This window comes from Phaeodactylibacter xiamenensis (assembly GCF_965229835.1).
GTDB lineage: Bacteria > Bacteroidota > Bacteroidia > Chitinophagales > Saprospiraceae > Phaeodactylibacter > Phaeodactylibacter xiamenensis.
On sequence record NZ_OZ245931.1, the window covers coordinates 441,745 to 461,996 of the forward strand.

Below are 20,252 nucleotides of genomic sequence, written 5' to 3' on the forward strand. Positions count from 1 at the left end.
GGCTCCCGGAGCGTTACGTCGGTAATATAGAGGATAAAAAAACAGTAATGAATTTGTCCTCACAGGCAGCTTATTCTTCCTCATGAACCGCTATTTACCCGGCGGTCCGCTTCTTCCAGTACCGCAGCAGCCCGGCTACGCTCATCCATGAGGGATTAGCATTCTCGTAGATTTCCAGCATGGATGCTGAGACGCCTTTTTCGATGAGGCGTCCTTGTACCCATGCCATAAATTCCGGCGTGATTGATTTTGGGTCACTACCAGCCTCAAAGTGTGGCTTCATCCATTCGGCCCAGTCCAGAAGCTCCTGTTCGAGCTCATCAAGGTGGACGGGAATATTGGCCCCTGCAATCCGCCCGTAGTGGGTCAGATAAATGTTTTGCAGGGGGAGCTGCCGGATGAGGTTGAGAGAAGCCTGCCAGTCTTCAACGTTGATATCCGGTGGCGGGCAGGGCGGAACGACCGGAGCTGCACCAATCTTAACCCCTGCAACATCGCCTGCAATCAATACACTGCCTACCTGCCATGCAATATGGTGCACTGCATGCCCGGGCGTATGCCATGCGGTGATCTCTGTATCCCCGATCTTGATGGTGTCTTCATGCTCTACAGTTTTTAGTTGTGCTGCCGGGATACCCTTCATCGTGCTCCACAGCCGCTCCATATCATCACCGTAGATACGGGTAGCGGAGGCCACGAGCTTGGAAGGGTCATGCATGTGCGCCTTACCAAAGGGGTGCAGATAGATGGTGGCTCCTGCTTCTGCCATAGCCCAGGCTGCTCCGGCATGGTCCAGGTGTATATGTGTGATGAAAACATGGGCAATGTCTTCAGGCCGATAGCCATGTGCTGCAAGCCCGGCTTTCAGATGGCTAAAGGTAGAGTAGGGGCCGGTTTCAAACAGGATGGGCCCTGCCGAAGTCTCGGCCAGAAATGCAGCAATTGTGTCGCTTTTGTCCAGAAAATGAAGATCCAGAACTTTAATCATTTTATTTTTGCTTTTACTCAGTTAGAATTTTCTTAAATTTTATTTTTTTGTAATTTTAAAAATCAGAAAGAGAAACCATTAAGGAAATCATTGGCTTTCATGCGTTTACGGCCTTGCAGTTGAAGTTCTTCTATGACCAGCCATCCATCCAGAGCTGCGATTTTAATCCAGCTTTTATTGTCAGAACGGAAAGTACCGGGTGTAGCCTCCACATCCGCTTTCTTATAATGGGCACGGAGAATTTTCAGCTGTTTGTCTTCAAGGGTAGTCCAGGCAGCGGGGTAGGGGCTCAGCCCACGGACAAAGTTGTGCACTTTTTCGACTGGCTGAACAAAGTCAATTTCACAGGTTTCCCGAAACAGCTTTGGTGCTTTGGTCGCTTGGGCATCGTCCTGTTTTTGCAGATGGTAATTACCAGACTCAATGGCTTGGACTGTTTTTAGTACTGTTTCAGCACCGAGCATCATCATCCGGTCATGGACCTCTCCGGCGGTTTCATTGGGCCCAATGGGCATTTTTTCCTGCAAGAGGACATCACCGGTGTCAATTTCGTGCCGGATAAAAAAGGTTGTAACACCCGTTTCAGTATCTCCGTTGATGACGGCCCAGTTGATGGGTGCTGCGCCCCGGTAGCGTGGCAGCAGAGAACCATGCAGGTTGAAGGTGCCGTATTCCGGCATATCCCAAACCGTTTCCGGTAGCATACGGAAAGCAACGACAACCTGAAGATTGGCATTTAATGCCCGCAGATCTTCCTGGAATTCGGGCGATTTCAGGTTTTTGGGCTGCAGGACCGGGATGCCCTGCTCCACGGCATATTTTTTCACTGGGGATTCCAGGAGTTGTTTTTTCCCGCGCCCACCGTACTTGTCGGTAGCTGTCACTACGCCCGCGACTTTGTACCCGTTTTGTACCAATATGCGAAGGGAAGGGACTGCGAAATCAGGTGTGCCCATAAAAACTATTCTCAAACTCATAGAAGACAAGTTGGTATTTTTGCGTTATTGTATCTAATTTTCAGAAAAGTTCTAAGAATTACAACAGAGGTATCGCACAATATGATGAAATCAGCCTTATTTTATAGCGTATTTGTCATTTTCTTTTTGCCGGGGCATGGGCTTGCCTGCAACAGCTACTCCGGAGTTTGGGTACAGGCACCTAAGCTGGACACCATTCCGTTGTCCGAGCGTTTTGATGAACCACTGAGCGGAGCTGTACGGCAAAATGAAGCCCCCAACCCCACTTTCCGGCAACGAGCCACCGACCGTAAGGTCATTCCAATTGAGACGATAGAAACGGATACTGCCTATCGCAGCCTGCAGGAAATTCCGGAAGGCTACAACGGCTTTAAAATTGAGATCATGTCTACGGCCATCCCGCTTCCTCCCGATCATGACCTGTTTTTCCAGCATGGGAACATCACGCTGGAGGAATTAGGAGAAGGTCAATTTTCCTATCTCATAGGTCATTTTGAGGAACAGGCAAAGGCAGAAACCTTCCGGGCTTCCTTCCTGGAAGGGCGTTATCCGGATTCGAAGGTCGTAGGCTACATCGAAGGTCAGCGGCAATTTAAGGCAGCACCAAAAAAAGAGTAATGCACAAGCGCACATTTTCCTGGACAACAGAAGACGGCATTAAAATACACGCCTGTGAATGGGCGGCGGCTACCCCCAAAGCTGTTGTAGCGATTGCCCATGGCCTGGGCGAGCACATTGAGCGGTACGATCATATGGCACGCTGGTTCAACGCCCGAGGCTTCGCTGTTATAGGGTATGACAGGCGGGGACACGGGCAATCGGGAGGCAAGCGTGGGCACAGCCCCGGGGTCGGTCCCCTGCTGGACGAGATCGCACAGCTGCTGGTTGAAGCCCGCACTGCTTATCAGGATTTGCCGGTATTTCTGTACGGGCATAGTCAGGGAGGAGGGCTGGTCCTTTCCTATACCTTGCACCGCAATCCAAAGGTCAGCGGTGTAATTGCCTCTGCCCCGTGGATTCAACTGTCCTTTACTCCACCTGCTGCGTTGGTGGCAGTAGGAAAGTTGATGCGGAAAATATACCCCGGCTTCCTGCAGGGCAATAACCTAAAGACCAGGTTACTCTCCAGAGATGACAAAGTAGTGCAGGCATATGAAGCGGATCCACTGGTCCACGATCGTATTTCTGCAGCAGTGGGCATCGACATGATGCAGGAAGGCGACTGGCTGATGCAGCAGAAAGGTGGGTTTCCCGTACCGCTGTTGATTGCCCACGGGGAGGCAGATGGCGTCACCTCCTCTGAAGCAAGTGAAACTTTCGCGGCACAGCTGGAAGGGGATGTAACTTTTAAGGGCTGGGCCGGGCTATACCACGAAATTCATAACGAACCGGAGAAAGAGGCTCATTTTCAGTATGTGGAGCAGTGGCTAAGTGCTAGAATCGTTTGATCGATTCCAGAATGTAAAGCGGGCGCTGCTTGATTTCATTGTAAATATTCGATAGATAGATCGACATGATGTACAAGTTCAGGCAGGTGGTAGCAAAGAAAATGGCAATGAGGATGACCAGAAAAGTCCATCCCGGATAAGGCTCTCCGGCACTGCCGAACAAATCCACGCCCGTAAATTTCACTTTCAGGGCATTAGCAATAACGCCGATGAGAAAGACCAGGGAAAACAGAAATATCCAGAGCAGCAGGGAACGCAGAAAAGTGGTAAAGGAGGTAATGGCGATGAGGGAAGTCCGGAAACGCTCTGAGAATGATTCCTGTCCTCTGCCATGCAGGGGAGCATCGGTTTCAAGGCAGCGGGTTTTGTAGCCCACGATGGAGTAGATAGCCTTCATGTACCGCAAATTCTCACGCAGGCGCAGCAGTGAATTAAGCGCCCGGCGGGAAATAATCCGGGTGTTGTGAGCCATCTCGTCTACCTCCAGCGCTGAGTAGCGGCGCAGGATAAAATAAAAAAGCCGGTAAAACGGTCGAAAGTGGGCACCTGCCTGCCGCTGCCTGGCCTTCATGTATACAATATCCGCCCCTTCGCTGCGGCTGTGCTCAAAGAGCTGCAGGATCAATTCAGGCTGCTGATAGAAGTCAAACTCGAAAATTACTGTATAGTCCCCGTTGCTGCGGTCCAAACCGGCCAAAACGGCATGGTTGTGGTTGGTGGACCGGGAAAGATTGAGCAGATATACGTTGTGTTTCAGATCGTCCGGCAGCTGATCAATAGCATCATCCGCAGAAGCCTCCGGATTGTTGTTGACCACGATGAACTCGAAGTCAGTGAAGTGCTGCCGAACTACGGTAAAGGTGTTTTGCAGGTACTCCGGCAACAAACGGAGCTCATGTGTATGCTCCAAAACACAGACCACAGTGATGAAACTATTGTACATTCAGCCCAAATTTGCCCAAAAATATCACTATTATACTTACAGAAGTTGCTTTTTGCCTGGTTTTTCAAGAAATTGCGGTGACTTTGTTTTAAAAGATGCCTGAACGCCTTATATTTCGTATTTAAATTTGTTCTCTGAATAGGCAACACTGCTGTGGTGTTCGTTTGGAGGGCTCAATCAGAGATGTTTCTGTACCAGTGATTCATGCTAACAGCAAGCTGGCGCAGAAGTAAAGTTAAAGTAAAACAGCACCTGTTTTGCTCCTAACTTGACCACTAAGGCTAAAAAAATGTCAGGGAGATTTCCATTTTACCAGCAACTCGACGCGATGGACTGCGGGGCAACCTGCCTGCGCATGGTGTCTCGTCATTTTGGGCGGTACTACTCGCTTGAGTATCTCCGTGACCTGACCTATATGGGCAAACAGGGTGTTACGCTTTTGGGCATCAGTGATGCAGCTGAGCATATCGGCCTGCAAAGCCTGGCTGTCAAGACCACCTTCGACCGTCTTGCAAGGGATATTCCGGTACCCGCTGTGGCGCACTGGAAACAGGAGCACTTCGTGGTGATCTATAAAGCCAATTCAAGGTATGTCTGGATCGCTGACCCGGCAGCGGGTAAATTTAAACTGACGCGGGAAGAATTCCTGGAAAACTGGGCAAGCGATGTGGAGGACGGGGAAGACGTTGGCGTGCTGCTACTGCTGGAACCTACACCTGAATTTTATGCCCGGGAGGGAGAAAAGATCAACAAATCAGGCTTTGGCTACGTAAGGAGCTACTTTCAGCGCTACCGCCCCTTGCTTATTCAGCTGGGCGTAGGGTTGGCACTAGGTAGTTTGTTGCAGCTTATTTTCCCTTTCCTGATCAAATCCATAATTGATACAGGAATAGAAAATGATGACCTTAATTTTATACAGCTTATTTTGCTGGCACAGTTCTTCCTGTTCGCGACTATGATGGCTGTGGAGCAGTTCCGAAGCTGGATACTATTGCATGTTACGGTACGCGTCAACATCAGCCTGATTTCTGACTTCCTGATCAAACTCACCAAGCTGCCCATCAGCTTCTTTGATTCAAAAGTGACTGGTGATTTAATGCAGCGGATTGCGGACCATGAGCGGGTACAGCGATTTTTGACTTCCACCTCACTGGTCTCTATTTTTACATTTGCCAATATCCTGGTTTTTGCAGGGGTGCTGTTAGCGTGGAATGTTACGATTTTTGCTGTTTTTGTCATTTTTACCCTGGCTCAGATAGGCTGGATTTTTTATTTCCAATACCTGCGGCGGGAGTTGGATTATAAGCATTTTGACCAGTCTGCAGAGAACCAAAGCAACCTGATGGAGCTCATCAATGGTATGCAGGATATTAAGCTGCACAATGCCGAAAAGCAGAAGCGGTGGGCATGGGAGCGTATTCAGGCCCGTTTGTTCCGAACGAGTGTCAGCGCTTTGCGTATCGGGCAGATACAACGTGCCGGCTCCGGGTTTTTCAATGAGACTAAGAACCTTCTAATCATTTTCATAGTCGCTAAAGCGGTTATGGATAATGAGATGTCGCTGGGAATGCTCCTGGGGGTTCAGTACATTATCGGGCAGATGAATTCGCCCCTGAACCAGCTGTTCGAGTTTTTGCGGGCCCGGCAGGAAGCTAAGATAAGCCTGGAACGCCTCAACGAAATCCACATTCGTGATAACGAGGAGAACCTGGAAGAGAAAATTACCATCTTACCCGAGTATGGAGACCTGATTCTGGAGAAAGTAAGCTTTCAATATAACGGGCCACACTCACCAACTGTCCTGCGGAACGTCAACTTGCGCATCCCCAAAGGACAAACGACCGCAATTGTAGGTACAAGTGGAAGTGGCAAGACCACCATTCTCAAACTGCTACTTAATATTTACCAGCCCACAGAAGGCGCGATCCGCCTTGGCGATATCAACCTCTCTAATGTCAACAACCGGCTGTGGCGAAATAAATGTGGGGTGGTCATGCAGGATGGATACATTTTCTTTGACTCTATCGCCCGCAATATTGCATTGGGAGATGAGATCATCGATAAACGAAAACTGCTGAATGCCGTAAAGGTGGCCAATATTCAGTCCTTCATCGAATCTCTTCCACTGGGCTATAATACCAAAATCGGGCAGGATGGCCTTGGGCTCAGTCAGGGGCAGCGGCAGCGAATGCTCATCGCCCGTGCGGTTTACAAAAATCCGGATTATATCTTCTTCGATGAAGCAACGACCGCCCTGGATGCCTACAACGAAATGCTGATCATGGAAAACCTGGAGGATTTCTTCCGTGGCCGTACTGTGGTCACCGTAGCGCACCGCCTGAGCACAGTGATGAACGCGGACAATATCATTGTACTGGAAGGTGGAGAAATTGTGGAACAGGGCACGCACGACGAACTGACCTATCTGCGGGGCGCCTATTACCAATTGGTCCGCAATCAGCTGGAGCTGGGCGCATAAATCCTACCACCTATGCAAGAGCACGAAAATATAGAAATACGGAGCGAGGAGGTACAGGAAATCCTGGGCACTCCGCCACCATGGATGGCCCGGTTCGGCACACTGCTGGCATTACTTGTCGTGGTGGTACTCGGTTACATTAGTTATTTTATTGAATATCCGGTGGTCGTGGATGCAGGGATTACGGTAACCTCCAAAGAGCCGCCTAAGCGGCTGGTGTCTAATATTAGTGGCCGGGTTCAGTCCATCCTGGTGGAAAATGAGGCCGCTGTTAAGGAAAATGATGTGATCGTCGTTTTCAAAAGTAACGCCCGCCTTGAGGATATGCTCACGCTGGAGTCCAAAATGATGATGATGGAGGCGCCTACCGATTCTGCCCTGCTCGCCTTTTCGGTGCCCGACACTTTTGTTCTTGGCTCAATCAAAGAGCCGCTCTATGATTTTTATCGCCAGCAAAAAGTCCGGCAGCAGTTTGAGGAAAACCCTTACAATAAGTACAGCATTGATCAACTGGAACGGGAACTGCAAAAGATACAAAGCATTATCCGCTCTGACCTTCGAAGAATTGAGAACCTGGATAGCCAAATTAAGCTGGTTCAGGAACGGCTGGAAAGGGAGGAGAAGCTGGTCCGGGATAATCTCCTGGCTGAGTCGCGTATTGAAAAAACCAGGGAATCGTTGCTTAGCTTGCAACGCATGCGGGAGAGTGTGGAGTCTTCCATAAAAAACCGCGAACTGGAAAAAGAGCGCATCCGTGCTGAAAAAACCGGTGTCCGTGAAGGCTCCGTAGAAAGTAAAAAACAAGCAGGAATTGAACTTCGGGAGCGTTTTAATGACCTTCAGCGCGCCGTGGAGGAATGGATGTTCAAGTATGTCATCACGGCTCCGGTAACCGGTGTCGTATCTCTGTACATGGAAGATATTACGGAGCAACAATTCATTGAAGAAGGGTTTGAAATCGGTGTAGTCGTCCCGCAACTGGAGCAGGAAGCGAAAGGGACGATCTGGTTGCCGGTAGCGAAAGCCAGCCCGGTGAAGCCGGGTAAAAAAGTTGTCGTTAGTTTCGATGTCTACCCGGTACTGGAATTTGGCTCAACGATAGGGCGGGTCGAGTCTATCAGCCAGGTGCCGATCAACGGTCAGGTGGCCTTAACCATTGATTTCCCAAAGGGCCTGGTCACTGAGTTTGGGCGGGAGTTGGATGCTTCTCAGACTATGAAGGGCAACGCCAACATTATCATTAAGGATAAGCGCTTTATTGAGCGGATTTTCGAGCACTTCAGAAGTTAAAAAAAGGGCTCACGCGCACTAAGTCCGTATCCGCATGAGCCCTGATGTTAGCAGTTCACACCGCAGTGTAAATTACTACAGGTGGATGACCTCGTCGTAAGCCGCTGCTGCTGCTTCCATCACCGCTTCGCTCATCGTGGGGTGAGGGTGCACCGTTTTGATGATCTCATGGCCAGTGGTTTCCAGTTTGCGGGCGGCTACTACTTCTGCAATCATCTCTGTTACATTCATGCCAACCATGTGAGCTCCCAGGAACTCACCGTATTTCGCGTCGAAGATGACCTTCACGAAGCCCTCCTTCGCACCAGCTGCACTGGCTTTTCCGGAAGCGGAGAATGGAAATTTGCCCACCTTTATTTCGTAACCGGCATCCTTAGCCGCCTGCTCGGTGTAGCCTACTGAAGCGACCTCAGGCACACAGTAAGTACAGGCCGGGATGTTGTTGTAGTCCATTGGCTGCGGATTTTCGCCCGCGATTTTCTCCACGCAAATGATGCCCTCCGCACTTGCAACGTGCGCCAGCGCGGCACCAGGCGTCACATCGCCGATCGCGTAAATCCCTGCTACGTTAGTACGGTAGAACTCATCCACCTGAATTAGCCCACGGTCTGTTTTGATGCCCAGTGCTTCCAGGCCTATATTCTCCGTATTTGGTGTTACGCCCGCTGCAGAAAGCACGACATCGCACTTGATTTCTTCCGTCTTGCCGGTCTTGCGGTTCTTAACGGTCACCGTGCAGCCTTTGCCTTTGGTGTCAACCGACTCCACAGAGGTGTTGCCCAGGATATTGATGCCCTTCTTCTTGTAGATTTTATTCATTTCCTTGCTCACGTCGGCATCTTCGCGGGGTACCAGGCCCTGCTCCATGAATTCCACTACGGTCACTTCCGTGCCGATAGAGCTGTAGAAATAAGCAAATTCGGTACCAATGGCGCCTGCACCCACCACAACCATCTTCTTAGGCTGCTTTTCGAGACTCATCGCTTTGCGGTACTCAATGACCTTTTCCCCGTCAATGGGAACGGTAGGAAGCTCCTTGGCCCGCCCGCCGGTAGCAATGATGATGTGCTCAGCGCTGTATTCTTTCTTTTTGCCGTCTTTGTCCGTGACTTCTACTTTCTTTCCGCGGAGCAATTTGCCGTGCCCATCGAGTACGGTGATTTTGTTCTTGCGGAAGAGGAAGTTAATCCCCTTGCTCATGCCATCTGCCACGTTCCGGCTGCGTTTCACCATACCGGTGAAGTCAACGCTGGCCTTATCCACTTTAATACCGTAATCCTCTGCGTGGTTGATGTATTCAAAAACCTGCGCACTTTTCAACAGGGCTTTGGTTGGGATACAGCCCCAGTTCAGACAAATACCCCCCAGTGATTCCCGCTCCACCACACCAACTTTCATACCGAGTTGTGAAGCGCGAATGGCAGCAACGTATCCTCCGGGACCACTGCCAACTACAATCAGATCAAACTTATCCATGTTCTTATTTCTGGTTTTAATTATGAGTCTACCTGCGAATCGCTCAGCAGGAGTAGGCGAAAATTTTCAAACCGCCAGCTTTTCAGACTGCTGGGAAATTACCGCAAATATACTGACCAAAACGCGGTTGTCACAACAAAGCAGCTTATAGTACAATTTTGAACCTCGGGAAGGCATAAAAAAGGACTCCGCTGCTATTACCGCAGCGGAGTCCATTCTAACTTGCTGATACTTAATCTTTGTGCCTATAGGGAGTTTGACATTTTCTTTTGATAGTTTAAAAGTAGAACAAAGGGGGCGGTTTCTAAAATATTCTCACTGACAATTTGTCAAGCAACAAAATGGTGAAAGGTGCTCATGATTTGGTTAAGAACTTGTAAGTTAAACAAATACATATTTTATTTTTTTAGCACAAATCAATGCCGCTTGCTGCTATTCCTTGTAAATCAGGGGCAATGCCTGTCAGGCTGAATTTTTGTTTTTTATTCCTCCTCGGGAGCAGTTTCGTAGAGGACAGTGACGAGTTTCGACTGTTGACCTGTTTCGGCAGCCGTGATCCGGAATGCTAAACCAGGCTGCAAAGAGATAGCTTCGCCCCGGGGGCGCAATTTTTCCTTCCTGGCCTGAAGTACCTCGCTGATCGCACTGAAAGAGAGGTAAGGCGCACCTAATTCACCCAGCTCCCGGTATTTTTGAATAGCCTGTGCAGCCCAGTCTTCCCTTCGGCCTGCCGCATCCCAGGAGAATGTGAATTCCTGCCTGATCTGATCGCAACCGGTCTGTTCTATCTGCACGATCGTAGACTGGTTCAACACAAAACGCTCCACACCTTTACCAGGCTGCAGCTCAAACCGATGCTGAGAAACCCCCGGCAGGGATGCATCGAAAATGGGCTCCGGAGCACCATACAAGCAATCCTCAAAAGATTGGCGCTGCGGTGGGTCAGAGGCACAGCCACCCAACCCGGCCAGGGCCCAAAGCCCGAAGGAGAAAATGATACCAGCCAGGGCTCGCTTCATTTCGGTTGATCGATGGTTAAACAATTATCAGCAATTGGTGTTAGGCTATCGGTTTTAAGATCATATGGCAATAGTAAACTATTTGCTACTCAAATAACCCGAAAAATTTCAAAATACATCCTTTATGGTGAATTCAAAATATTCCGGCAATGGTATTGCCCGGAAAGTAAATGGCTATGCGCCTAAGAATGGGGAAGACCTGGTGGAGGAACTGGGAGATATGCACGCCGCGACCTCTGTTGATACGCCTATGCGGGCAGATGCCTTTGACCGTTCTGATGAAGAAAAAATGGAGATCATTAGTCAGCATTTCCGGGAAATCATGGAAACCCTCGGGCTGGACCTGAATGATGATTCCCTGAATGGCACGCCGAGACGGGTGGCTAAAATGTTTGTCAAGGAAATCTTTGGCGGGCTGAATCCTGAATCCAAGCCTGCGATTTCCCTGTTCGAGAATAAATTTGGCTACCGGCAGATGTTGGTGGAAAAAGGCATACAGGTACAATCTTTCTGTGAGCACCATTTTCTGCCCATTTATGGCAAATGCCACATTGCCTACATCGCGAACGACAAAGTGATTGGGTTGTCTAAGCTCAATCGTATTGTAGAACACTTCGCCCGCCGGCCTCAGGTACAGGAGCGGCTCACCGTACAGATTGCGGCAGAGCTAAAGCGCGTGCTTAAGACCGAAGATGTGGCCGTATACATGGATGCGAAGCATATGTGTGTGGAAATGCGCGGTATTAAACACACACAGTGCAGCACCGTTACCACAGAGTATGGCGGTCGTTTCCTTAATGAAAATGTACGCGCGGAATTTCTAAAGACTATCAAAGACTAAAAAGCGAAATTAAGTTATGGCGGTTGAATTATTAGCCAATAAGAAAGTACTGATTGTGGGCGCTACCGGTGGTATTGGAGCCGAAGCGACCAAGATGATCAAAAACTCTCAGGGGAATGTCTTTATTACCGGCAGAGACCAGGAGAAGCTGAAGAAGGTAGCTAAGGCCAATAAAATCCCCGATGACCAGGTTTTTACAATGGAGGTCACCGACCCCGAATCTGTACAGAAGGTAGCAGACCAAATCCATAGCAAAGTGAGCCAAATCGACATCCTGGTGAACGCTGCGGGGGTAGGCTACCTCAAAAAATTCGAACAGATCGAATACGAGCAAATGAGCCGTATGATTGACATCAATCTCAAGGGTGCCTTCCTGGTCATGCAGGCTTTTCTGCCACCGATGAAGGAGTCGAAAAAAGGGATGATCATCAATATTCCTGGCGTACTGGGTCGGGCGCCCATGGCGGCGGCAGCAGCCTACGCTGCCTCTAAATACGGGCTAAACGGTATGGTGAAGTCGCTGCGTGAAGAGTTGAAGCGTACCGAAATCCGGCTATCCAATCTATATCTGGGCGGCGTGGATTCAGAATTCTGGGATGACATTGATATGCCTGTAAACCGGGATAAATTCATCACGGCTCAGGAAGCCGGGCGTGCGGTATGGTTTATGTGCCAGCAACCTACCTCCGGAGTGGTATCTGAAATGGTTATACAGCCATTCAACCATCAGGTAATCTAGCGAGATATTTCTGAAAATGCAGAAAGACCGGGCGTTAGCACAATTAATGCCAGCGCCCGGTCTTTATTATTTAAGGCTGCTTGCGAAGAGCAAGGTAAGCTTTGACAAAGTCTGGCATCCCATACCCTACAGCTACATCAGGCAAATCAGACTGACTGCTGCTACTACGGATGGCATCCAGCAACTCCTCCACGCTTGCTTCAGGATAAGCTTCGCGCAGGCAGGCAACCATGCCCGCCACAATAGGGCTGGCAAATGAAGTCCCGGACCCAATTGTTACCTGATATTGATAGGCATCGGCCAGTGTCACCCACGCACCGGGCGCCACAATATCCGGTTTGATACGCCGGTCAGCTGTAGGCCCTACCGAGCTAAAGCTGGCCAAATCACCATTTAGTGCAGTAGCTCCGATTGAAAAAGCACCTGCTGCATCTGCCGGGATGCCGATCCGGCGCCAGGGGCTGCTTCCTTCATTGCCAGCGCTTGTGACCACCAGCATGCCTTTCCGGGCGGCAATATTGGCAGCCTGACTGGCTACAGAAATGCTCCCTGTCAAGTCCTTCGCAGTGTAGTTCATAGAGGTCTCATCAAACTGGGTATAGCCCAGAGAAGAGTTCATGACATCCGCTCCGAGGCTATCTGCGTACTCAAGCCCGGCCACCCAGTGGCATTCCTCTATACGATGTTCGCCCCGTGTATCTTCAGTTTTGATGCAAACGTAAGTGGCATCTGGTGCTGTACCTACCAAAACTTCCGGCTGATTGGCAGCCATAGTGGAGAGCACCTTCGTACCGTGGCTGCTGGACTCCCAGACCAGCGTATCTTTATCTACTATGTCCATGGATGTTAGTAACCGGTTGTCAGCGCGGAGGGAGTCAAAGAATGGGCTTCGGTCCACGCCGGTGAAACCGCCATCCATGACGGCTACCAGGACGCCCTTGCCCCGGTATCCCATCAGGTGGAGGCTATCTCCGTTTATGGCTTTGATTTGCTTAGTGCCGTAACCGTAGTGCTGCCCTGTTAGGGCTTTACTCTTCAGCTTGTCCATTTTTGCGTCCCGTTCGACACTTGCTTTGCCTTTAGCCCGGTAGGGGCCGGCATACCAAATGGTGTCCACAAAAGGCAGGGATTTAATAGCTGGCAACATAGCCGATTCTCCATAAATGGTAGCGGCGTTGAGCCAGCGGGAGGTATGGTGCACTTTGGCTCCGGCTTCGGTAATGCCTTTCAGGTAACCGGGATTGGGCGGGAAGTCCTCCTTAGTCACCGGGATGCCTAGTTTCTGCCTTCTGGCAATGGCACGCGGAGACAGGAAGACCTCGGGTGCATCCACCGTGTAAGGCGTATTCGCTTTGTCTTTGAAGGCGACCCAGTAAAACTGCTGGTCGTTGTTATCTGTTGTCTTTTCCTGTCCCAACGCAGGCAGGGCAAAGCACAATAAACAGGCGATAGCGCTGCTGAAAATGGTCTTTTTCATAGTCTGTTATCCAATTGTCGTATCAATGTTGAATCGGAACTCCTGGTCCAGTTTATCCTGAATTAGCTCCAGTAACTGATTGCCGTGGTGTTCCCTTTTAAGATCAAACTGGGTATCCTGAATGGTATCCTCGTTAATAATGCGGTGCGGGGCCGGGAAAGACAGGCGTTCGGCTGTCCGCACCTGTTCATGAGCCTGCCTGAGGTTTTGAGGTGCAGCAATGATGTAGTATTCCTGATACTCTGATTGCCCCTCCTGCCACCACTGCACACCGGTTTCGGGCTCAAAAAAAACGCGGACAGCTTGCCCCGTAAAAAGCAGGCAGGCCCCAATCAGTTTGTCTTGTGTATTTTGGGGCTCCGGCTTCTTGCTGTTATGCCAGTTATGCACCGTCGAAATAACGGTAGTTTTAGGTTCTGTGCCCCGTAGCCAAATCGCTGCTGTTTCAGCTATCTCAAAAGGCAAATCTCTGGTTAGCTCCTCATAAAACCGGACTACCCGCTCGGGGTCCTCACCTATAATATAAAGTGGGCATTCATTATTGTCCGGGTTCAGGATTTCAAAAAGATTAAGTTTTTCCTGTTGCAGCTGTTGCTCCACCTGATCGAGGGTATCTACCCACTCGGGCTGATAAGGCTGCACGTCGAGACAGGACAACGCTAACTGCAGCTCCAGTTGCTCAGTATGTTGCAAGAGGCCTTCGAAGCGAGCCTTTTGATCCGTCAGCATGCCATAGCGTTCTGCATTTTCTTTTTGTTCCCAGAACTGCTTGCCCTTGCGGCGGCGGGAGGCTGTCAGCAGGTCCAGTTCGGAAAGCATACGCACATATGAGCTGCCTTCCATCAGTTTTTCCACTGAACGGCGCAGGTTACTGGCGTGGTCCGCATAGGCGATTTTGGTGTATTCTTCCAGTAATAAATCGAGCCCGAGCGGGTCCGATTTCGTTGTCAGGTATGGTTTGCCATCTCTTAGGTCAACCACAATCTCAACCTGATCGTCAACATCCTGTTGGTTCAGTGCATAGGCCAGAGGCAGGATGAGCTCATGCCGGAGCGTCCGCTGCAGGTGGCGGGCACCATATTGTTTGTCGTAGCCCCGGGTAGCCAGATGCTCCAGGAAGGGCTCCGTAAGCACAAAATTCATTTTGCGGAAGCGAATACCCTCCCGGCGCTTGAGCTGTTGGATTTCCCGGTCCAGCACATAGCGTATGGTTAGGTTGTCCAGTGGGGCGAAAGGGATAATCTGGTCGATCCGGTTGAAGAGTTCCGGGCGGAAATATTTTTGCACAGCACCAAGGAAGTGGTCTTCCACACTTTTGATAGATTGCTCCTGTTGCCAACCAATGGGGTTGAGCTGCAGGCTGCCAGCCCCTACATTAGACGTCATGATGATGATCGTGCTACAGAAGTTGACCAGCCGGCCCTGACTGTCGGTCAGCCGGCCTTCAGAAAGCATTTGCAAAAGCAAGTCAAAAAAGACCGGATGCGCTTTTTCTATCTCGTCAAACAGCAGCACTCCAAAGGGTGCTTTCCGGATGGCCGAAGTCAAAAGGCCTTCAGAAAAGAAACTGTGGCCTACGAGCCGCTGCACGGAATAAGGCGTTGCGAATTCGCTCATGTCAAAGCGGGTCATCCGGTCTGCCGTTCCAAACATGAATTCAGCAAGCTGCTTGGCCAGTTCAGTCTTGCCCACACCTGTAGGACCTACAAATAACATAGAGGCGATCGGCTTCCCGGTACGGGCCAAAGCGGTTTTGACCGTTGAGAGAATGCCCACGATCCGCTCAACAGCCTCTTCCTGCCCGAAGACTCTACTGTTGAAATGCGTGAGCAGAGCTTCCGGGTCCATCGGCAGTTCCGGGTCGATCATAAACCGCGGCATACCTGTCTCCTCGCTAAATTGGGCAATAATCTCGGAACGGTGAATAGCAACTGTAGTATTAGGAGCACCAGGCAGAGATTTTCCCCTCTGGTTGAGGAGAAGGTTTTCCAAAAAGCGGACAGGCCGGCCTGGCATCCCATCGTAGGGCGTAAACCGCCGGCTGAGCCGCACCGTCTCCTGAATCGCATAAGGGTCAATACTGATTCTTTGCCCTCTGGCCAGATCATTGGCCTTTTGCTGGATGATCTGCTCCAATTCGCCGGACTCCGGCTCGGTGATGGTGAGGCGCTGAAATACGTTGAGGTAGGACGGGCTCTTGATCTCAATACGGGCGAGCTCTTCATCCGTACATTCTGAGATCAGCGTTACCTCTCCCCGGCTAAGGTAGGGCAGAAGGTAGTCTGCGATACTTACCGTATTGCCTTCATATTTACCGACTTCGAAAAGGTCCATTAGGTTACGTACAAAGAGAAGGTCGGGCTGCCCGGAAAGCTCCCGGCAAAGCAAGGAAAGGTTTTCCTGCCATCCGGTATCTTTCATCAATTCCTTGATAAGAGTTGAGGCTGTTGTCTCCCAAATTTTGCCGGGCAGCTTAAATTCGGATTGCCGGCGGGCAAGCTCCCAGACCAGGGCGGTTTTGCCGGTCCCGGTTGGGCCAACGAGTAAGGTATTGCGGTGAAAGTTGCCGGTAAGGATTTGCGCCAGCTGCTTAAGCTCTTTTTCCCTGCCGTAACTGGCAGGCGTTTCAATTTTTAGTTCGGTAGCTGCTTTGGGCAGTAGACGGTCCTGTTGCTCATTGCCCATTTGCTCCAGTTCCTTGGGGCTGGGTACCTGAAGGGTAATCGGGTACTGCTTAAGTTCAATAAGGTCAAACCAGATCGCGCTCACGATGTCCTGTACAGCCTGGAGACGACGATGGCGGGCGAAGTCCAGTTGTATAGTCTCGATAATTTTTTGCTCCAACTCTTCGGGGACAGCGGAATAAGCCTCTAAATCCAGAGCCGGGACAATGGCCCATATGCCTTCACCGGGGTGCAACTGATTGAAGTAGTAGGTGAACTCAAGTTCAAAGGCAGGATAGGTGAACTGATCCCGGGAAGCCGGAAAACTCACCTTGACCTTGGCTGGGATAAAGTGGCCCTGCTGATACTCATTGAGCAGTTCGCTGATTTGCCCCTGATTGAGCACTTTATTTTGCAGCGCCTCCGCATATTGCCCTGCGAGAATGGGGAGTTTTTCCCGTATGCGGAGTACTTCCCGGTCGTTGAGCGGGGCGAGTAGGCTGCCGCCTGTTTGGAGGTGGAGCCGAAAAGCGTAGAACGGGATCGTGAGTTCGAAAGCCATGCAGGCAATTGGGTTGATTGAATAGGGCCAGGCCATTATGGGCTCAGCAGTAGCCCTTTATTTGGTAAGGCTTAAAACTAGTGCTTTTTTCCGGTTCTGAAAAGTTAAGCTATGATCTGCCCTTCTTCAATGCCACCATAAATGGCTGCCAGCCCCTGCTGATGCCGGTATCCGCTACAGAAGGCAAGCAGGGCGTCTACCTGATGCCAATTGGTTGGGGGCGTTGCCATTTGATAATCCGGCAGATGAGCCAGGACCATCTCGGTAGCTTCCTGCAGGTAGGCTTTGTCTTTTTTGTACCGCTTGCGGTCCAGGCCCAGGATTTTGGAAAGCTGCCCCGGGTATACTTCAAGGGTGGTGCACTGCAGGGCTTTCAGTTCCTGGCTTAAACGCATGGCGCGGGCGGTCAGCCCACCGAGGAACATAGGCGACATAGCCTGTACCTCTTTATCGGCAGCCCGGTAGAAAAAGTCCTCGTACCCACCGGGGGCATGGTAAACGCCGGGCAGGCTGAGAGGAGCATCCAGATATAAAACAGCCGGGCGATGTGCTTCCACCCAGCTTTTGACCCACTTGTCAGCATCTTTTTTGGCGGCGCTCTGTGCCAGCCGGATCGCCCGGCCTTCAGCCCATGCAATGACCGTTGTGCCTGCCATTTTGCTACCGTAATCTACACCTGCCCAATTCATTAATGCCCGGTTATGTTAGAAAATTGGTGCGCCAGATCTTCTGCAACAGCCTCCCCGCCAGTTTTTTGTGCATAGACGATGCTCGCTTGCTGATAGTAGGGAGTGCGCTCCCGCAGCTTTTGGCTGATATATGCCCGCAGGCCCTCATCGGTCAGGGAACGGATGAGGGGCCGGTGGCCCCGTCCGCTTTTCAGGCGCTGGAATAATACCTCCGGCGAAGTATCAAGGTAAACGGTCAGCCCGTTTGCGTTCATCCATTCCATATTTTGGTGAAAGCACGGAGTACCGCCACCGGTGGCAATCACCGCGCTCAGTTCTTCAGCCATTTTCCGGACAGCTTCCGCTTCGGCTTTCCGGAAGTGCGCTTCGCCCTGCTGTTCAAAGATTTCGCGTATGGAAAGCCCTGCCTCCTGCTCAATCCAGTCGTCGAGATCAATAAACCGGCGATTGAGCAGCTGAGCCAGTTGCCGTCCGGTATAGGATTTGCCCGAACCCATAAATCCGATAAGGTAAATCTGCATGTCTGAGGGTAGGTATTTACAGGGGACAAAACAAATCCTTTCCCGGATTAGTTGATAATTTGGCTAAGGATTCATGGAGTTCATTACCTTTGTGCTGAAAATAGAAATGCTATGATGAAATCACTGCCGGTCTTTTTGTTCGTATCCCTGTTCCTGTTCATCTCTTGCAGCAACGACAGCCAACAGCCCGAAAGTAGTTCCGAAAAGACGCTTCAGGAGATTAAAAAGGATGGTGCCATCAGCAATGCGGATATTATTCGCAACCCGGTTTCTGTGGATACGCCTATCGACACCGTCAATGTGGCTAAAATGAGTTTTGAGGAGCAGAACTATGAATTTGGTGAAGTGACGGAAGGGGAAATCATTGAGCATACTTTCAAATTTAGGAATACGGGCAAGGCTCCGCTTGTCATTCAGGGCGCCCGCTCAACGTGCGGCTGCACTGTGCCGGAATGGCCGAAAGACCCGATACCGGTAGGAGAGGAGGGCGAGATTTTCGTCCGCTTCGATACCAAAAACAAACGGGCGCGGCAGGTAAAGCCTGTTATCATTACGGCGAATTCCTACCCGGCAACGACAAAAGTATATTTGCGCGGCTTCGTACAGGAAGAAGGCGCTGAACAATAAAAACAAACGAAATTCATCTTAAACATGACTCAAAACGCTATCTTACTGCTACAAGCGGGCGGCAATGCAGGCATGATGAACCTGGTGTTCATTGGTGCAATGATTGTAATTTTTTACCTGTTTCTGATCCGCCCGCAGCAGAAACGGCAAAAAGAACAAAAATCATTTAACGAAGGGCTACAGAAAGGGGACGAAGTGGTTACCGCCAGCGGCATTATTGGCCGTATCAATAAGCTGAGTGAAACGGAAGCCACCCTTGAAGTCTCCAACAAAACCTTCATCCGGGTGACGCGCAGTGCGATTTCCAAGGAGATGACGGAGTCCTTCGTATCAGAAGGCGATGATCAAGATAAATAAGCAAATATTTAAGTTTCAACTGAAAGAAGACCGGGCTATCCTGCTTGCTTGTATCGGGATAGCCTTCGTCTTTTGGTTGCTGATCAAGCTCTCTCAAACGTACCGCGCGCAGAAGGAGGTTTATTTCAATATCGAACTGCCCAAAGGTTCTTCCCTCTCTGCGCTGCCGCCGGACAACCTGGTGGTTGACCTTGAAGGGACCGGATGGGATTTGCTCTTTGACCACTTCTACAGTCGCGAGCTGGGGTTGACCTATAATATGGATGGCATTAGCCGTCTAAATCTTTCCCGCGGGCAATTGCGCAGCGATATTCAGGCACAGCTTTATTCTGACGACATCAGCGTACTGGAAATCAATTACGATCAGCTGAACCTCCGCGCGGAAGAACAGGCTAGCCGTCGGGTACCCATTGTACCGGTCACTGTCCTGAGCTTTGCTCCTGACCATCAGCTGAAAGCTCCGGTTGCCTTGTCTCCGGACTCTGTAACCCTTATTGGGCCACAATCCATCGTTAGTCAGTATGAATCCTGGTCTTCGGATTCTATTGTATTCAGCAATCTGAAGCAAAGCCTGCTGACTACCGTACGCTTACAAAAACCACCTCCGGAACTTGCTCTTTCACCGGAACAAACCGAAGCTCAGATAGAAGTCGAATCCTTCACGGAAAAATCTGTTTACGTCCCCGTAGTCGTCAAAAATGCGCCCGATAGCATCCGGATTTTCCCGGAGAAGGTGACTGTAACCTCCCGCCTGGGACTGAGTCAGTACGACCGGATGACTTACAAAGACTTCACAGCAGAAGTAGACCTGGAAGGCGTGGCCCTCAATTCTTCCGGCACCACCGCGCCTATCCTCATTACCCGTCAGCCGGATTATGTCCAATCCATGTTTTTTACCCCAAAGTCTGCCCGCTTTTTTTTCATAGAAGCGGTAGATTCTACCACAGTGAAGCCTCAACCGGGGAACCAATAAGAGGTAATCTGTTATATGCTATCTTGGTTATCAGTGGATTAGGTAGGGAGATGCTTAATATAGGGCATAAAAAAACCCGCTGCTATTTTGAAGGAAGGTGCAGCGGGCTCACTAACGCGCTCTCTCTGTATACTCAAATATACAGCCTTTTTGCACTATTTGTTTAATGATGGCTGTTTTTTT

General features: G+C 50.3%; 18 protein-coding genes. 9 read left to right on the forward strand and 9 right to left on the reverse strand.

Annotation, left to right across the window (positions count from 1 at the left end; all coding sequences use genetic code 11):
* Positions 1-94: 94 nt before the first annotated feature.
* Both ACO08I_RS01565 and fmt read right to left on the reverse strand, forming a co-directional pair.
* The gene (locus tag ACO08I_RS01565; protein WP_282776913.1) at positions 95-988 is read right to left on the reverse strand and encodes an MBL fold metallo-hydrolase; all 894 of its coding nucleotides are present in this window, start codon (positions 986-988) and stop codon (positions 95-97) included.
* 62 nt (positions 989-1,050) lie between these two features.
* A complete protein-coding gene (gene fmt, locus ACO08I_RS01570; RefSeq protein WP_421948262.1) occupies positions 1,051-1,965 on the reverse strand; it encodes a methionyl-tRNA formyltransferase in 915 nt (304 codons plus the stop codon).
* An 81-nt stretch (positions 1,966-2,046) separates the two neighbouring features.
* Between fmt and ACO08I_RS01575 the strand changes: the two genes are divergently transcribed.
* Complete coding sequence (locus tag ACO08I_RS01575; RefSeq protein ID WP_282776911.1) at positions 2,047-2,583, forward strand: hypothetical protein; 537 nt, start codon at positions 2,047-2,049, stop codon at positions 2,581-2,583.
* Entirely contained in the window at positions 2,583-3,413 is an 831-nt protein-coding gene (locus ACO08I_RS01580) for an alpha/beta hydrolase (protein ID WP_282776909.1), read from the forward strand. Before ACO08I_RS01575 ends, ACO08I_RS01580 begins: the two co-directional genes overlap by 1 nt.
* Here ACO08I_RS01580 and ACO08I_RS01585 read toward each other — a convergent pair.
* The gene (locus ACO08I_RS01585) at positions 3,400-4,356 is read right to left on the reverse strand and encodes a glycosyltransferase (protein ID WP_282776907.1); all 957 of its coding nucleotides are present in this window, start codon (positions 4,354-4,356) and stop codon (positions 3,400-3,402) included. The two genes, ACO08I_RS01580 and ACO08I_RS01585, sit on opposite strands and share 14 nt — an antisense overlap.
* A gap of 289 nt (positions 4,357-4,645) precedes the next feature.
* Here ACO08I_RS01585 and ACO08I_RS01590 point away from each other — a divergent pair, with 289 nt between their 5' ends.
* Positions 4,646-6,835, forward strand: coding sequence for a peptidase domain-containing ABC transporter (locus ACO08I_RS01590; RefSeq protein WP_282776905.1), 2,190 nt, complete (start codon positions 4,646-4,648; stop codon positions 6,833-6,835).
* 12 nt (positions 6,836-6,847) lie between these two features.
* Positions 6,848-8,125 carry an HlyD family efflux transporter periplasmic adaptor subunit gene (locus tag ACO08I_RS01595; RefSeq protein WP_421948263.1) on the forward strand — a complete coding sequence of 426 codons (1,278 nt, stop codon included), beginning with the start codon at positions 6,848-6,850 and terminating at the stop codon, positions 8,123-8,125.
* Between the two features lie 75 nt (positions 8,126-8,200).
* On the opposite strand, the gene lpdA is transcribed toward ACO08I_RS01595, so the two are convergent.
* Complete coding sequence (gene lpdA, locus ACO08I_RS01600; RefSeq protein ID WP_282776901.1) at positions 8,201-9,601, reverse strand: dihydrolipoyl dehydrogenase; 1,401 nt, start codon at positions 9,599-9,601, stop codon at positions 8,201-8,203.
* A gap of 482 nt (positions 9,602-10,083) precedes the next feature.
* Positions 10,084-10,620, reverse strand: coding sequence for a hypothetical protein (locus ACO08I_RS01605; protein ID WP_282776899.1), 537 nt, complete (start codon positions 10,618-10,620; stop codon positions 10,084-10,086).
* 124 nt (positions 10,621-10,744) lie between these two features.
* On the opposite strand from ACO08I_RS01605, the gene folE reads away from it, so the two are divergent.
* Both folE and ACO08I_RS01615 read left to right on the forward strand, forming a co-directional pair.
* The gene (gene folE / locus ACO08I_RS01610) at positions 10,745-11,461 is read left to right on the forward strand and encodes a GTP cyclohydrolase I FolE (protein ID WP_421948264.1); all 717 of its coding nucleotides are present in this window, start codon (positions 10,745-10,747) and stop codon (positions 11,459-11,461) included.
* 16 nt (positions 11,462-11,477) lie between these two features.
* Positions 11,478-12,200: an SDR family oxidoreductase gene (locus ACO08I_RS01615; RefSeq protein WP_282776895.1), complete on the forward strand. Its 723-nt coding sequence runs from the start codon at positions 11,478-11,480 to the stop codon at positions 12,198-12,200.
* Between the two features lie 70 nt (positions 12,201-12,270).
* Here the strand turns inward: ACO08I_RS01615 and ACO08I_RS01620 are convergent, their stop codons facing one another.
* From ACO08I_RS01620 to ACO08I_RS01635, 4 genes are all read right to left on the reverse strand, one after another.
* A complete protein-coding gene (locus tag ACO08I_RS01620; RefSeq protein WP_421948265.1) occupies positions 12,271-13,677 on the reverse strand; it encodes a S8 family serine peptidase in 1,407 nt (468 codons plus the stop codon).
* A gap of 6 nt (positions 13,678-13,683) precedes the next feature.
* Positions 13,684-16,902, reverse strand: a complete 3,219-nt coding sequence (locus ACO08I_RS01625; RefSeq protein WP_282776892.1) for an AAA family ATPase — start codon at positions 16,900-16,902, stop codon at positions 13,684-13,686.
* Between the two features lie 104 nt (positions 16,903-17,006).
* Positions 17,007-17,591, reverse strand: a complete 585-nt coding sequence (locus tag ACO08I_RS01630) for a DUF429 domain-containing protein (protein WP_421948266.1) — start codon at positions 17,589-17,591, stop codon at positions 17,007-17,009.
* Complete coding sequence (locus ACO08I_RS01635; protein WP_282776889.1) at positions 17,591-18,112, reverse strand: shikimate kinase; 522 nt, start codon at positions 18,110-18,112, stop codon at positions 17,591-17,593. The genes ACO08I_RS01630 and ACO08I_RS01635 overlap by 1 nt, the downstream gene beginning before the upstream one ends.
* Positions 18,113-18,223: 111 nt before the next feature.
* Here ACO08I_RS01635 and ACO08I_RS01640 point away from each other — a divergent pair, with 111 nt between their 5' ends.
* From ACO08I_RS01640 to ACO08I_RS01650, 3 genes are read left to right on the forward strand one after another with little or no spacing between them, the layout of a single operon-like run.
* Entirely contained in the window at positions 18,224-18,739 is a 516-nt protein-coding gene (locus tag ACO08I_RS01640; RefSeq protein ID WP_282776886.1) for a DUF1573 domain-containing protein, read from the forward strand.
* Between the two features lie 24 nt (positions 18,740-18,763).
* Entirely contained in the window at positions 18,764-19,096 is a 333-nt protein-coding gene (yajC, locus tag ACO08I_RS01645; RefSeq protein ID WP_052516321.1) for a preprotein translocase subunit YajC, read from the forward strand.
* Positions 19,080-20,069 (forward strand): CdaR family protein, encoded by a 990-nt coding sequence (locus tag ACO08I_RS01650; RefSeq protein WP_421948267.1) that lies wholly within the window; start codon positions 19,080-19,082, stop codon positions 20,067-20,069. Before yajC ends, ACO08I_RS01650 begins: the two co-directional genes overlap by 17 nt.
* Positions 20,070-20,252 lie beyond the last annotated feature (183 nt).